Origin of the sequence: Rathayibacter sp. VKM Ac-2835 (assembly GCF_013266705.1) — a bacterium.
Classification (GTDB): domain Bacteria; phylum Actinomycetota; class Actinomycetes; order Actinomycetales; family Microbacteriaceae; genus Rathayibacter.
Window position 1 is genome coordinate 24,727 of sequence record NZ_JABSNQ010000005.1, and the last position, 13,991, is coordinate 38,717.

Here is a 13,991-nt window from a genome sequence, read left to right on the forward strand (position 1 = left end):
TCGCACGGACTCCGCTCGACGGGCTCCGAGGTGTGGTTGCACACGAACCTCGGAACCCGCCGGCTAGGCGCCGGGTGCGAGGCCGAGCTGCGTGAGGATGCCGAGCTCGTCGCTGCTTCCCCAGCGCTCGGCGAGCTTGCCGTCGACGAAGGTGCTGATCTGCATGCCGCGGATCTTCACGGACTTGCCCGTCGGCGCGTGGCCCTGGAACACACCGGTCTGCGTGCCGGTCAGTGTGTAGGCGAACGCGACGCTGTCGTCGTCCGCGACGAGCTTCTCGACCTCGAGTGCCATGTCGGGGAACGCAGTCCGCAGGTCGCCGAAGAACGCGGCGTATCCCTCCGGGCCGGGTGCCTGGCCGGGCGCCGGGTCGTGATCGACCGAGTCGGGCGCGACGAGTGCGTCGAACGCGGCGAAGTCGCCGGCGTTGACCGCCTCGCCGAAGGCCTGCTGGGAGGCGATGTTCTGCTCGCGAGTCATGTGCTGTCACCTGTTCTGCACCGGTCCGGTGCCTCGAGGAGTGGTGCGGGTCGTCAGCGACGGTACGCAAGCCCGTCGAGGGCGGTACAGGGCTTGCGCGCCCCCCCCGGGCGCTTCCCAATGCCGCTTCTCATAATCGCGATTATGTCAGTTTAGCGGGACGACTGCCGCCCTGAGGTTGACCCCGGGGCCGTTCGTCGGCTGGACGAGCGGCCTCAGAGGCACACGCGGTCTCCTGTCGAGTGAAGGCTGCGGGGTCGCTTGTCCCGGCGAATGACGCCTGCCTATCGCGATCCGGCCCCCGCACCCCCCCAATGAGGCCTGCAGCGCTGCGGTGATCGCACCGTCCCTCTGACGCAGGCTCTCGGAATGTCACGGAAACGAAACAGCCCGCACACGTAGGTGAAACGGCCTGCGGCGATGATGAGCGCATGGCGACTGTGACGGCGCGTTCTGCTGACGAGTGGGAGGCTGCCGTTTCGCGCAGCTTCGTGCCGCTGCAGGTCTCCCGGGTGTCGGAGGCGTTCGACGCGGCGATCACGCATCGGCCGCTTGCGCCGGGCACCTTTCTCAGTCGAGTGCGCTGCGATTCCTCCGAACTCGAGCGCAGCGCGGCCCAGGCCGCGCATGAATCCGTCCCGTCCGTGCTGTTCGTCTCGCACGTCTCCGGTACGGCGAGGGTCGCGCAGTCCGACAGGACGTCGTTGCAACGCAAGGGCCAGTCGGTGATGTATGTCACTCACCGTCCGTACCAGCTGAGCTTCCCCTCCCGCATCGATGAAGTCGTGCTTCAGATCCCGATCGTGGAGCTCGGCCTTCGTCATACCGTTGTCGAACAGTTGGCCGCGAGGACATTCGACGCCACGGCACCCTTCCGTCTCGTGCAGGGGTTCCTCACCGAACTGGCGGCCAGCGATGCGTCGCCCGCGGACCAGCAGCTCGCCCGAATGGCGGGCGAACTGCTGTCGCTCGCACTCGGGTCGATGACCGATCACACCGCGCCGGTCTCGGCCGACACTGCACTGGTCGCGATCAGGCGGTTCATCCGCGAGAACGCGGGTGACCGCTCGCTCGACCCCTCATCGCTCGCTGCAGCGTTCCACGTCTCACGGCGACAGCTCTATAACGTCTTTCGGTCGACCGGTGAGACTCCAGCGGAGGCGATCCGCAGCGCTCGAGTCGAGCGAGCCGCTGTCCTTCTCCGCCGCGAGCCCGACCGACCCATCGCTCAGATCGCCTACGAGTCGGGATTCGAGGACCAGTCGACCTTCGCTCGCGCCTTCGCTGCCGTTCATGGAGTGAGCGCCGCTGGCTGGCGCCGGGGCGGGCTCGCCGCCTAGCCTCACCCTCTCTCGGCATCGTGCACGCGATGCCGATCGACGTGCACGCATCGCCTCCTCGGTGACCGTCCTTGCTCCATAGCCTTTCCCCACCTGCAAGCCACTCGGTCTTGCTGCTCAAGCAAGGGCAGAGCCGTGATCCTGGTAGTCACCGCTATGCGACTACGGACCTCGGCGGGGGCAACGGTGGCTAGAGTCCGACTATGGCGCGCGATCACGTTCTGGTTCTGCCCGGTGGCGGCTACATCACGCACACCGAGCACGAGGCGGAACCTGTTGCGGAGTGGCTGAGAGGACTCGGCGTCGAAGCCAGCGTGTACCGACACCCACTGGGTACGGTCCACCCGGCACCTCTCGACGCCGTGCGTTCGGAGATCGCCCGCATGCGTCGAGCCGGGGCGGCGAGAGTCGGCGTCCTCGGCTTCTCCGCAGGGGGGCACGCCGCGGGCCTCGCCGCTCTTGCGCCAGGAGCCGGGGCAGCGGATCTCGCGGTCCTCTGCTACCCCGTTGTCTCGATGGTCCTACCCGGTCACGACGGCTCCCGCGTCGCCCTCCTGGGAGAAAGCGCCACGGATCAGGAGCGGGAGGCCGTCTCGCTGGAACGGCTCGTGACGCCCCGAACACCTCCGATGTTCCTCTGGCACACCGCCGACGACGCGACCGTTCCGGTTGCGCCGGTCTACCGCCTAGCGGAGGCGCTCAGTGCAGCAGCTGTCACTCACTCGGTGCATGTCTACCCCTCAGGAATCCACGGTCTAGGCCTCGCGCAGGGGTCTGGACTGCCCGAGAGCTGGACCACCGAGTGCGCGGCTTGGTTGCGCAGTCTGGGCTGGGGTACCACTTTCTAGGACAGCGGGCGTAGGCGTCCGCACATGCCGAATCTCGGCTCGGCCGCATCGAGTGAAGCTGTCTGCACCTGGGCCAGCGCAAGGTGGGTGAGATCCTGCGAACGCAGGGCACTCAACGCGACCTGCGTTCGGTTCAGCTGCGCCTGCGGACCCTCGGCAACGATGCGATCCCAGCCATCGACCCTCGGTGTGACCAAGCGAGCGGCATCAGCATAGAACTGCTCGAGGACGTGCACTTCTCCAGCGAGCGCGGCGGTTCGGAGAGTGAGGAATCCCGTCACTGCTCGATCCCGGCGCCGCGCCGCGTCTGCCGCTCGCTCGATCTCTGAGGGGCGGTCGGGGAGCGCGGCGATCTCGCGATAGCGAGTCGGGTCGGCGAGGTCCTCCGGTGGGAAGGTCATCACGGCGTCTCCGGCTTCGGGTAGGCCTGCGTTGCTCATCAGGACGATCACACGAAGGTCATCGTCGTTGACGGCGCGATGGATGACGCCCGGGGTGAACCAGGTGATCGTCCCCGCGGTCAGCTCGATCTCCTCGTAACCGTTCATGCTCAAGGTCTGCAGCCGACCGGCGCCGCCGATCACGAGGTAGCACTCGGTGGACGCGAGATGCACGTGCGGACTCCCGCCGCGCAAACCGTCCGGACCGATATCGGTGTACACGTCGAGGAACGACACCGAGGTTCCACCAGGAAACGTGCTCATCACGTGATCCTGACGCGGACGCGGTCGGCCAGCGCGTGAGCCCCTTCGGCACCGCTGTCGGAGATCCCGATTCCGTAGCGGAAGCGGATCGTCGAGTCGGCTGCGAAATCGAGCTCTTCTGAGAAGAACGGGGCCGGGTTCAGGCACGCGAAGTCCTCACTGCGACCGAACCACTGCGGCGGATGCCGAGGATTCTCGTGATGATCGACGATGAGCACTGTCGATGATGCGCCGCTTTCGTCGTGCTGCCCGCTGAAGCCCAGCCACTCGTGGTGCCCGCCGCGCAGCTCGTCGCCTCCAGTGGATGTCGCCGACACAAGCCGGCCTCCCGTGAAGGAGCGCGGGCCTCGCCAGAACAGCCCGCCGTAGCCGGCGTTCTCCCGGCCCTTCGTCGTCGGTGATCCGATACTGATCGCCTCGCCGGAGACGTTGGTCATCGCGGTCGAGAACTGCAGCATCCAGGCATCGTCGTCGAGCAGGACGGCCCTGATGCTCCGGTGCTCCGAGACGAGCATTCGACCGTCCTGGGCGATCCACTCCAGCTCGTGTGCGAAGAGCGCCTCCTCGCCGGCGGTGATGTCGCTGATCGTGCGGTGCTTCTGCTCGCCGTTGTTCGGGAGCTGAACGTAGAACCGCCCATGGACGTAGGTCGGACCGCCCCAGAAGTTCTCCTCCCCCAGGTGTGGGAGGGACCAGGCGATCCCCTTGTGCCAGACGTGGTCGTGCGGGCGGAACAGGCTCACCACCTGATCGCCCCGGGTGCGCAACGGGTGAAGGTAGGGCTTGGGCGACTCGAGCGTCGGCGTGTCCGGGCGGTAGACGTAGCGGAGCAGCGCGACGGCTCCGTCGAAGACGGTCAGATGGGAGTCGATCACGTGCTCGAGGCGGAGCTGATTCATGGGGTCCGATCCTTCAGAGGCGGCCACGGCACCACTCCCCCGTCCATGCTGCGAGTGAAGGGGTCTTCGCCCGTCAGGCTGCCGGCCGCAATGGGGACGCCGCGGAATGCCGAAGCGTAGGTCGCTGCTGCGAACTCCAGGGTGCGGCGGGCCTCGGTCAGGGAGACACCCGGTTCTGTCCCTGCAGTGAAGGCGTCGAAGATCGCCTCGAACTGGAGACGGTGACTGCTGATCGCGTCTGACGGGGACTCGTTCCACGACACGGCGAGCTCTTCCTGGCCGGGCGCGGGGGTGAAGCGCCAGTCCGCGTCGCGGTAGCCGTACAGGTGCTCGACCTCGACGCTCGCATGCTCGAAGTCGAAGCGCAGCGTCGTGGTCTCCCGCGGCGACACCACCGAGTTCACGATCGTCGCGAGAGCGCCGTTCTCGAAGCGGGCGAGGGCGATCGACACGTCCTCGGTGTCGGTAGGACGCGTCTGCCGGGCTGCGAATGCGCTCACCTCCGTCCACGGCCCGAGAATGGAGAGGAGCAGGTCGAACTGGTGAATCCCGTGTCCCATGGTCGGCCCGCCTCCTTCGACCTCCCATCGCCCGCGCCACGGGACGGCGAAGTAGTCGTCGCCGCGGTACCAGAGGGTGTTGCAGGTGGCGACGAGCGGGCGTCCCAGTACGCCCTCGGCAAGCATCCTGCGCAGGCGCAGCACCGCGGCACCGAAGCGGTGCTGGAAGACGGTGAGGACGGGGACGCCGTGCTCCTCTTGTGCTCGCGTGAGCTCGTCCATCTCCTGCAGGGACAAGGCGGTCGGCTTCTCGACGAGGACGGCGGTCCCGGAGCGGACCACCTGGAGCGCGAGAGGGGCGTGCGTCTGCGGTGGCGTGCAGATGTGCACGAGGTCGGGTTGCTCGGCCGCCAGCATGGCATCCGTCCGCGCGTGCACCGTCCCGCCGTGCACGGCGGCGAAGGCCTCCGCGCGAGGCTGGTCGAGGTCCACTACGGCTGCGAGGGTCGCGAGCTCCGGCAGTTCTGCCAAGGCTTGCGCGTGCGCTGCGGCGATCCCGCCGGTGCCGATGATGGCCACGCGGTACGGGGGGCGGTTCGATGTCATCGGTCGGCTTCCATCTGCGTCATCGAGCGGGGGGTGAGGTGTGTCAGGACCTCGAGAGGACCCCGTCGTGCTGGCGCCAGAGGCCGAGCGGGTTGTCGTCGGCGAGCTCCGGCGGAAGGAGCGCGGCCGGGAAGCTCTGGTAGCTGACCGGGCGAAGGAAGCGGTCCATCGCGAGAGTCCCGACCGATGTCGTCCGCGCGTTCGAGGTGGCGGGGAAGGGGCCGCCGTGAACCATCGCGTGTCCGACCTCGACGCCCGTGGGCCAGCCGTTGAAGAGGATGCGGCCGGCGCGCTGCTCGGCGGTTGCAACCAGCTCACGGACCCCGTCGTCGGTCCCGTCGCTGTGCACGGTGACGGTCAGCTGGCCTTCCATGCTCTCCAGAAGGTCGGTCATCGCCGAGGCGTCGGCGACTCGGATGACGAGGCCTGCCGGCCCGAAGACCTCCTCCTGCAGGACCGGGTCGGCGCGGAACGTGGCCGCATTGACTTCGTAGACCTGTGGAAGGCCTGCCACAGCGATCGACGCGTCGTTGGTCCCGGTGGCGATCGTGGTCACGCTGTCGTGGCCGGCGAAGGCAGCTGCTCCGTCGGCGAACGCGTCGGCGATGCCTGCGGTCAGCATCGGGGCGGCGGAGGCGGCCGCGACCGCCTCACTAGCGCCGGCGAGGAAGGCGTCCGCCCCTGGTCCGTCGGCGAGGAACAGCAGTCCGGGATTGGTGCAGAACTGGCCGGCACCCAGGGTCAGCGAGCCCGCCCACGCCTCGCCGAGCACGCGCGCCGCGTCGTCGAGGGCGGAGGGCAGCACGAAGACCGGATTGATGCTGCTCATCTCGGCGTAGACCGGAATGGGGACGGGTCGGCGGGCTGCTGCGTCGACGAGGGCGAGGCCACCGCGGCGGGAGCCGGTGAACCCGACGGCGGTGATCGCCGGATGCTGGACGAGGCGAGTGCCGATCTCGTTGCCGCGGCCGAAGACGAGGGCGAAGACTCCGGGGTGCAGCCCGTTCGCGGCGACGGCGGCGACGATCGCGCGACCGACGAGCTCGGCGGTGCCGGGGTGGGCGCCGTGCGCTTTGACGATGACCGGGCAGCCGGCCGCGAGAGCGGAAGCGGTGTCGCCGCCGGCGACGGAGAAGGCGAGGGGGAAGTTCGAGGCACCGAAGACGGCGACCGGTCCGAGCGGGATCTTCCGCAGTCGGATGTCTGCCCGAGGCAGCGGCGTGCGATCGGGTAGCGCGGAATCGATGCGGGCGTCGTGGTAGTTGCCCTCGCGGAGGACCGCGGCGAAGAGGCGCAGCTGTCCTGTGGTGCGGCCGGTCTCCTGCACGGCGCGCGCTCGTGGAAGACCGGTCTCGGCGACGATGCGGTCGGCGAGTGCTTCTCCGATGCGGGCGATGTTGTCGGCGATCGTCTCGAGGAAGGCGGCCCGCTGCTCGGGGAGCGTGCTCCGGTAGCTGTCGAATGCTTCTGTCGCGAGGTCGGCGGCGAGGTCGAGTTCGGTGGCACCGATGAGTCCGAAGACCGGCGTCAACGCGGCTCCCGTTCGCGGATCCGTGGCGGTGATGGTGCCGTCGGTTCCGCGGACGGCCGAGCCGCCGATGAGGGAGGTGCCCTCGATCGAGGAGGACGTGGCGGTCGTATCGAGGCTCAATGGGGCTCCTTGCCGAGGGTTCCAGCCGCCGTGCAATGCAGCCTCAGATCAGGCTACGAAGCCGATCGATGCACGTCCACGACAACTGCGGCATCATCCGATGCCGTAACGGCATCGGTGAGGAGAAGGTCGAGTGTGCGATGCACCAGCGGGTTGATCGAGTCCCGCGCCCACGCCGCGTCGAGCTGCACCGGGTGGGCAGCGGTCGGGCCTGGCGTGAGCGGAACGAGAGAGAGACCGTGAGGGAGCACCAGCCCCGCCGACGCCGGCACGAGTGCCACTCCGAGTCCGGCATGGACGAAGGAGAGCAGCGTCTGCACCTGGCCGGCGTGATGCACGATGCGCGGATGCTCTCCGGCGGTGGTGAAGAAGGTGAGCACGAGATCATGGAAGTACCGCGCGACGGTCGGCGAGTACATCAGGAACGGTTCCGCCGCGACGTCCGCAGCGGTGGCAGTCGTTGACCGGGCGGCGAGACGGTGCGCTTCGGGGACAGCGAGAACGAGCGGCTCCGAGAAGATCGGGCGCAGTGCGATCCCGGGTCGAGGGGCTACTGGCCGGAGGAGACCGACATCGATCGTGCCGGTGAGCAGTTCGTCCATCTGGTTCGACGAGACGAGTTCGCGGAGGACCACGGTGACGTCGGGGAGCTCGTCGGTGAGTCGGCGCATCAGCCCCGGGAGTGCCGACTGCGCGGCCATGGCGGTGTAGCCGAGGGTGATCGTGCCTGCGCCGCCGGCGGCCACCCGACGAACATCGCTCGTGGTGCGCTCGGCCAGGTTCAGGATGCCGCGTGCGCCCGCGAGAAGGGCTGCTCCGGCGCCGGTGAGCACCACCGAGCGACTTGTCCGGGTGAATAGCAGTGCGCCGAGTTCGCGTTCGAGCAGCTGGATCTGTCGGCTCAGCGGCGGTTGCGTCATCTGCAGCCGGGCGGCAGCTGCACCGAAGTGCAGCTCTTCCGCTACCGCCACGAAGCATTGCAGCTGCGTCAGCGAGAACATCGATGCCCTCCCCGTATCAATCGGTCCAAGAATCGGCTTAGACCTGCATCGATGCAGACTCTAGCGTTCCAAGCATCCGGTCCGATCCCCACCTGAAGGAGTCCCGTGCTCAACGGCATCCTGTTCTTCCCGATCACACCGTTCGACTCGGACGGTGACATCGACCACGCGGCCCTCACCGACCACATCGACACGGCGCTGCACTCCTCGCCCGGCGGAGTCTTCGTCGCCTGCGGCACGGGTGAGTTCCACGCGCTCTCGACGACCGAGATCCAGGCGGCGGTGCGGACCGCCGTGACCGTGACCGTTGGGCGAGCTCCGGTTTTCGCCGGAGTCGGCGGACCGCTCCGCTCCGCCGTCGAGCTCGCGGCGGCCGTCGAAGCCGAAGGCGCCGATGGCATCCTCCTGCTGCCGCCGTACCTCGTCTCCGGACCGACCGCTGGTCTGCTCGCGTACGTGGCCGCTGTCGCCGCGGCGACGACGCTGCCGGTGATCGTGTACCACCGCGCCACTGCCCGCTTCGATGAGGCGAGCGCGGTGCAGGTCGCGCGCATCCCGAACGTGATCGGTCTGAAGGACGGCGTCGGCGATGTCGACCTGATGTCGCGGATCGTGCGCGCCGTCACGGATGCGACGCGCGAGGACGCCGAGGAGTTCCTCTTCTTCAACGGACTGCCGACAGCCGAGGTGTCCCAGCCGGCGTACAAGGCGATCGGGGTGCCGCTCTACTCCTCCGCCACCTTCGCCTTCGCCCCCGAGATCGCGCTCGCGTACTACGACGCGCTCGAGTCCGGCGATACGGCGACGGTGGAGTTGCTCGCTCGCGAGTTCTTCCACCCGCTGGTGCGTCTGCGCGACCGCGTCCCCGGGTACCCGGTCGCACTGGTCAAGGCCGGCGCGGGTCTGAACGGAGTCGCTGCGGGAGGGGTTCGCGCCCCGCTGGTGGATCCCACGCCCGAGCACCTCGCAGAGTTGACGGCGATCATCGCCGCTGGGCGGGCCGCGCTGGCGGCCCGGAGCGCGGCGGCGACCGCCGTCTGATGCACGACGAACGGCCGAGTCGCTCCAGCGGCTCGGCCGTTCGTCGCATCTCCTCCGCGAGTCGCTCCTGCCCAGCGGGTCAGTCGGTCTCGAACAGCGAGAGGGTGAGGATCGAGCTGTACGCGCCGGACTCGACGGTCGACGGCACGCGCAGCGCGAGGTCGGCGGTCGCGGTCCACGAACCGGTCGTCACGATCGCGGCGGAGTCGGGCGCGAAGGCGAGGAACTCCTGGTCGACGAGGCCGACGTCGTTCGTCCCGCCGTCGACGGCCGAGCCGACGGGGCTGCCGGCCGAGACCTGCTCCTGGTTCGGGTCGCTGATCATCCGCGGCGTCCAGCCGAAGTACTCCGCGCCGATCGGGTCCTGACCCGTCGCCCCGGTGAAGTCCGAGGACGAACCGAGCACGTACCAGGCGGCGTCCTCGGAGATCTCGTCGGCCTCGCGGGTGTCGGTGACGGTCACGGTCGGCAGGACGCCCGTGAACTGGCGGACGGTCGCGGTCGATCCGGTCTCGGTCAGCGCGGTACTCGTGCCCGCGACGCTCATGGCGAGCATCCCCGGCTCGTCGAGCTCGGCGATGTCGACGTTCACATCGACCTCTCCGTCCCCGTACTGGATCTCCTCGGCGGAGGCGAGACCGGCTCCGGCGACGCTCGCCAGGACGAGCACGCCGAGGGCGGCCGCGCAGACGCGGGCGCGGTGGTGGTTGCGGTGGTTCATGTCGACTCCTCTGTCGGATGCACCCGGAGGCCGGGTCGGGGAGCCGACGCCGAGGACGGCGCCGGCCGTGAGTGGGGAAGGGAGTGGAGGAGGGGCGCCGGTGGGGATCCGGCGCCCCCCTGCGTCAGCAGCTGCGCGCCGTGTACGGCGCCGACTCGCTGAGCGAGACGGGCGAGCCCGCGACGGTGCCGGTCGCCGCCACCTCGACGGTGCCGGCGGGCATCGTCGACAGGCGGGTGGTGAAGGCCTGCACCGCGCTCTTGCCCGGTGCGATCGGGGCGAAGGTCTTCGACCCGTAGACCGAGGTCAGCGCGACAGTCACGGGAACCGTCGACGCGTTCGTCACCGTCGCCGTGAGGACCGACTTGCCGGCGATGCACCGCGACGAGGTCGCCACGTCGACGTCCAGCGCCGGGGCCGCCGCAGCCCGGGTCAGCGTCAGCACGTAGGTCCCGAAGTCACCCGGGTAGGAGTCGACCGAGACCTCGATCGTGTTCTCACCGGCCACGATCGGCACCGTCGCCTGCGTCGCATCGGCCGCGACCGCCAGGCCGTTCACCTGCACCTGCTGTCCCGACCACCCGCGACGCCAGCTGAGCGTCACCGCGCCGGTCGTCGCGGGGAGCTCGCCCTGGACGAGGTACGGGTTCTCCTCGCCCTGCCGCCCCGGCGCGAAGGCCGGCGACAGCTCCGATCCGGTCACCGCCAGGTCCCGCAGCTGCCGGAGTTGGTTCGGGTTCGTCTGCGCGAGCGAGACCGTGTAGCTGCGCTGCGTGCCGTCCTCGGCGGTCACGACCACGGGGACGATCGTGACGAACTCGGTGTCGTCGTTGCTCCCGGTGGCGAGGTCGATCTCGACCGGCTGGCCGTTCGGCACCGTCGTCCCGTCGACGGAGACGGTCGCGAACGGGCTCGCCGGCGCCGCGGCGATGGTCGCCGTCTCGGCGAACGGAGCGACGGTCCCGCTGTAGCCGAGGCCGTCCTCCGACGCGGTGAGGGCGACATCGGCGCCGTCGCTGACGGCGGTCGCGGAGCTGAGCCCCGCGTCGCCGTAGCCGTACGGTGCGCCGGTGTTCACTCGGAGGTAGTCCACGAGCATGTCGCCGACGTTGGAGCCGTTCGTGAAGATCTGGAAGTAGTCCAGGTCGTCCACGGCGGTGCGCAGCGGCTGGTCGGTGAGGACCGGGGTCGTCATGTCGTCGAGGTAGAAGTCGAACGTCTTCGCGTCGAGGTCGACGACCTCCCGGACGGTGTACCACTGGCCGACGGCGTAGTTGGCGACGTTCTTGATGGTGCTCGAGCCGGTCACGTTGTGCGTCATGATCTTGCCGGCGGAGAGCCCGAAAGTCGCCGACGGGCTCGTCGAGGAGGCGGGGTTAGTGGCGTTCCAGTCCTTCTCGGTGAAGGAGTACATGGCGACCTGGTTCGCCGAGGTGTTCGACGTGGTGCGCTTGACCCGGGATTCGATCGTGACGACTCCGGTCAGGTTCAGCTCAGTCGGGTTGTAGACCGAGAGGACACCGGCGGACGTGCTGCTCTTGTTGAGCCGCAGGTACTTGTTGCCGGCGTCTGCGGCGTCGTCGACGATGCTGATCGTTCCGACGGCCGGGGCGGTCTTGGATACCAGTGCACCGTCGGTCGTAGCGGTGAAGTCGCCGGTGGGCTCACCGTCGAAGGTCTCGTTGAGGGCGTACTCCGTGGGCACGTTCGTGCGCGGGAGGACGAGGTTCACCGTCGCAGTCCGGGCGGCCGTGACGACGATGCCGGACTGCGTGGCCGACTGCAGGCCGTCCTTGGTGGCGGTGAGGGTGTAGGTCGATCCTTGCGGGATGTCCGTGAAGCGGTAGGCGCCTGCGGCGTCGGTCGACTGTGTCGCGATCTCCTGGCCGTCGGTGGTGAGCGTCACGGTCGCGCCGGTGAGGGGCTGGCCGGCGGAGGTCACGGTGCCGGTGATCGTCCCGACAGTGGAGGTGGTGGCGCCGAGCGTGAGATCGCGGCGGATCGTCTCACCGGCGGTCGGTGACACGGCGACGGGCGCGCCGTCCGCGTAGCCGCCGGCCGAAGGAATGAGCGTGTAGGAGCCGGGGGCGGCCTCGATGGCGTAGCGACCGTCGGGACCAGCGGTCACGGTCTGTGCGCCGTAGGTCACGAGGGCGCCGGGGACGGCGACTCCGTCTGCTGCAGCGACAGTGCCGGTGATGAGGGCCTGACCGGTGGCGGGCTGGTAGGACGTGGGCCCGACGTTCGGCGGCGTGCCGATGCCGGTCCCGAAGAAGTCCACGGTGAGAGGGAGTCGGCTCTGGTCGGAGGCTCCGGTGACGGCGAAGCCAGGAGCGACCTTGCTGAGGTCGACGGTGGTGCCGGCGGAGATGAGCGGCGAGTCAGCGGCCGCGATCGCTGCGTTGGAGACGGCGTCCGCTGGGTTCCCTGCGATCTTCGGGTCACCGGTGATCGCGCGGGGATCAGCGGCCACGGCCGTCACCTTCGGACCGGAGTAGGAGTTGTTGCTGAAGGTCACTCCGGGCATAGTGCTCTGGAACTGGGCACCGGCGACGTCGGCTCGGGCGTTCTGGAAGACGTTGTTGTAGAGGTAGTGCCGGTTCTTGTCGAGCAGGAAGTCCGAGGCGCTGCCGGAGGATTCGAAGAAGCCGATGGTGTTGTTCTTCAGCGGCTTCTGCGTGTTGTACATCAGGTTGTTGTAGATGACGTTCACCCCGGAGTCGCCGTGCGGGTTGACGTAGTTGCGGTCGACGTCCTGGATGACGTTGTAGCGCACGACGGCGGTGCTGAAGCTGAAGCCGCAGAGCAGGACGCCTTCGCCGGAGTCGTGCAGGTAGTTGCCCTGGATGAGGATGTTGGAGGTGCCGCGGTCGGGGTCGATCGCATTGGAGTCGGCGGCGTTCACCCGCACCTCCACTTCGGCGACCTCGTTGTTCTGCACGAGGACGTCGTCCGCGTAGTACATCTCGATGCCGGAGACGCCGGTGCCGTCGATCATGTTGTTCTCGACGGTGGCGTGCTGCACGCTCGTGAGGTAAAGCGAGTCCCAGCCGTACGCGGTGTTGCGGTTCGTCAGGTAGTTATCGGTGACGTTCACGTCGGTGTGCGGGCGCCAGTCCGGGTCCTCGGTGATGACGCCGGTGTTGCTCGCCTTGCCGGCGGCGCGGTCGCCCCAGCCGGGCTTGACGTCCTTGTAGCGGTTCTCTCCCATGCCGGAGAACTGTTTGAAGGAGACGTTGGCGAAGGAGGTGTTCGCGACGATGCTGTCTCGCACGGTGACGTCGGAGAACTGCGAGACGGTCCGCCCGTCGCCCTTGAGACCCTCGAACAGGATGCCGCCGGTGCGCTTGGAGCGGTCGAGGCCGGTGTTGCCGATCGACCAGATCACGCCGCTGACGTCGTGGATGAAGACGTTGTGGATGTCGTAGCCGCTCAGTGTGCCGGCGTTCTCGCCCTGCACGTGGATTCCGCGGAGGTCGCCCGTTCTCGGGTTCTCCTCCCCCGCCTTGAGCCCTTGGTTCAGGCCCGGCTCGAACTTCGCGGGGTTGAACCCGTCAGCCACATTGCTGATCTCGAGGTTGGAGATGTCCCAGTGCTGCTGGTTCGTCAGCTGCAGGACGTCGTTGACGACGCCGCGGCCGTTGAGCTCGGGGGCTGCTCCGTTGCCGTAGCTGGAGAGGACGATGGGGTTCTCCGCGGTGCCGGAGCCGCGGGGCGCCAGGAAAGCCGTGGCGTCGGGGCCTGTGACGTCGGTGGGGGTGGTGCCGGACCACGTGGTGTAGTCGTAGGCCTCCTTGGCGACGGTGCTGCCGCTCGCCGTCCAGCTGCTGCCTGCTTTCAGCAGAATGTGGTCGCCGGCGGAGAAGACAGTTTCGTTGACGCGGGTGAGCGTCTTCCACGCGGTTGCGGCGGAGGTGCCGGCGGCGGTGTCGTCTCCGCCGTCCGAGTCGACGAAGTAGCTCGTTCCGGTGCTGACGGGCACGGACGCGGTCGTCACGGCGAGGGAGCCGCTGGCGACCACGGCGCGTCCGGAGGCTTCCAGTGCGCTCTTGTCGGTGAATCCGATGTAGGCGGACAGCGGCGCCGCTGATGCGGTGGGGGCGATCGCGAGGATCATCGACCCGGCGAGGATCGGGGCGAGCAGGGCTGCGAGCGGCCGAGCGAATGTCTTCATGACGCGTGTTCTCCTTCGAACAACGG

The 13,991-nt window shown here is 68.6% G+C and carries 11 protein-coding genes; 3 read left to right on the forward strand and 8 right to left on the reverse strand.

What is annotated here, in order from left to right:
- Positions 1 to 63: 63 nt before the first annotated feature.
- Positions 64 to 480 carry an ester cyclase gene (locus HRK28_RS19105; RefSeq protein WP_056045707.1) on the reverse strand — a complete coding sequence of 139 codons (417 nt, stop codon included), beginning with the start codon at positions 478 to 480 and terminating at the stop codon, positions 64 to 66.
- Between the two features lie 431 nt (positions 481 to 911).
- Here HRK28_RS19105 and HRK28_RS19110 point away from each other — a divergent pair, with 431 nt between their 5' ends.
- Both HRK28_RS19110 and HRK28_RS19115 read left to right on the forward strand, forming a co-directional pair.
- The gene (locus HRK28_RS19110; protein ID WP_173252729.1) at positions 912 to 1,820 is read left to right on the forward strand and encodes an AraC family transcriptional regulator; all 909 of its coding nucleotides are present in this window, start codon (positions 912 to 914) and stop codon (positions 1,818 to 1,820) included.
- Between the two features lie 203 nt (positions 1,821 to 2,023).
- On the forward strand, positions 2,024 to 2,668 hold the full coding sequence (locus HRK28_RS19115) for an alpha/beta hydrolase (RefSeq protein ID WP_173252730.1): 645 nt from the start codon (positions 2,024 to 2,026) through the stop codon (positions 2,666 to 2,668).
- On the opposite strand, the gene HRK28_RS19120 is transcribed toward HRK28_RS19115, so the two are convergent.
- The 5 genes from HRK28_RS19120 to HRK28_RS19140 are packed head-to-tail and all read right to left on the reverse strand — an operon-like array spanning position 2,665 to position 8,029.
- A complete protein-coding gene (locus HRK28_RS19120) occupies positions 2,665 to 3,372 on the reverse strand; it encodes a cupin domain-containing protein (RefSeq protein ID WP_173252731.1) in 708 nt (235 codons plus the stop codon). The genes HRK28_RS19115 and HRK28_RS19120 overlap by 4 nt on opposite strands.
- A complete protein-coding gene (locus tag HRK28_RS19125) occupies positions 3,372 to 4,271 on the reverse strand; it encodes a PmoA family protein (RefSeq protein WP_173252732.1) in 900 nt (299 codons plus the stop codon). The genes HRK28_RS19120 and HRK28_RS19125 overlap by 1 nt, the downstream gene beginning before the upstream one ends.
- Positions 4,268 to 5,377 carry a Gfo/Idh/MocA family protein gene (locus HRK28_RS19130; RefSeq protein ID WP_173252733.1) on the reverse strand — a complete coding sequence of 370 codons (1,110 nt, stop codon included), beginning with the start codon at positions 5,375 to 5,377 and terminating at the stop codon, positions 4,268 to 4,270. Before HRK28_RS19130 ends, HRK28_RS19125 begins: the two co-directional genes overlap by 4 nt.
- Before the next feature lie 43 nt (positions 5,378 to 5,420).
- Entirely contained in the window at positions 5,421 to 7,028 is a 1,608-nt protein-coding gene (locus tag HRK28_RS19135; RefSeq protein ID WP_173252734.1) for an aldehyde dehydrogenase (NADP(+)), read from the reverse strand.
- A gap of 53 nt (positions 7,029 to 7,081) precedes the next feature.
- Positions 7,082 to 8,029 carry a LysR family transcriptional regulator gene (locus HRK28_RS19140; protein WP_173252735.1) on the reverse strand — a complete coding sequence of 316 codons (948 nt, stop codon included), beginning with the start codon at positions 8,027 to 8,029 and terminating at the stop codon, positions 7,082 to 7,084.
- A 105-nt stretch (positions 8,030 to 8,134) separates the two neighbouring features.
- Here HRK28_RS19140 and HRK28_RS19145 point away from each other — a divergent pair, with 105 nt between their 5' ends.
- Entirely contained in the window at positions 8,135 to 9,070 is a 936-nt protein-coding gene (locus tag HRK28_RS19145) for a 5-dehydro-4-deoxyglucarate dehydratase (RefSeq protein WP_173252736.1), read from the forward strand.
- 79 nt (positions 9,071 to 9,149) lie between these two features.
- Here the strand turns inward: HRK28_RS19145 and HRK28_RS19150 are convergent, their stop codons facing one another.
- Positions 9,150 to 9,791 carry a hypothetical protein gene (locus tag HRK28_RS19150; protein WP_173252737.1) on the reverse strand — a complete coding sequence of 214 codons (642 nt, stop codon included), beginning with the start codon at positions 9,789 to 9,791 and terminating at the stop codon, positions 9,150 to 9,152.
- A gap of 124 nt (positions 9,792 to 9,915) precedes the next feature.
- Positions 9,916 to 13,965 (reverse strand): carboxypeptidase regulatory-like domain-containing protein, encoded by a 4,050-nt coding sequence (locus HRK28_RS19155; protein ID WP_173252738.1) that lies wholly within the window; start codon positions 13,963 to 13,965, stop codon positions 9,916 to 9,918.
- Between the last annotated feature and the right edge of the window lie 26 nt (positions 13,966 to 13,991).

Excerpts from the sequence above, each read along its gene's own strand:
- HRK28_RS19130 (WP_173252733.1), bottom strand. The coding sequence starts at position 5,377 with ATGACATCGAACCGCCCCCCGTACCGCGTGGCCATCATCGGCACCGGC.
- HRK28_RS19115 (WP_173252730.1), top strand. The coding sequence starts at position 2,024 with ATGGCGCGCGATCACGTTCTGGTTCTGCCCGGTGGCGGCTACATCACG.
- HRK28_RS19140 (WP_173252735.1), bottom strand. The coding sequence starts at position 8,029 with ATGTTCTCGCTGACGCAGCTGCAATGCTTCGTGGCGGTAGCGGAAGAG.
- HRK28_RS19120 (WP_173252731.1), bottom strand. The coding sequence starts at position 3,372 with ATGAGCACGTTTCCTGGTGGAACCTCGGTGTCGTTCCTCGACGTGTAC.
- HRK28_RS19150 (WP_173252737.1), bottom strand. The coding sequence starts at position 9,791 with ATGAACCACCGCAACCACCACCGCGCCCGCGTCTGCGCGGCCGCCCTC.
- HRK28_RS19105 (WP_056045707.1), bottom strand. The coding sequence starts at position 480 with ATGACTCGCGAGCAGAACATCGCCTCCCAGCAGGCCTTCGGCGAGGCG.
- HRK28_RS19110 (WP_173252729.1), top strand. The coding sequence starts at position 912 with ATGGCGACTGTGACGGCGCGTTCTGCTGACGAGTGGGAGGCTGCCGTT.
- HRK28_RS19155 (WP_173252738.1), bottom strand. The coding sequence starts at position 13,965 with ATGAAGACATTCGCTCGGCCGCTCGCAGCCCTGCTCGCCCCGATCCTC.
- HRK28_RS19125 (WP_173252732.1), bottom strand. The coding sequence starts at position 4,271 with ATGAATCAGCTCCGCCTCGAGCACGTGATCGACTCCCATCTGACCGTC.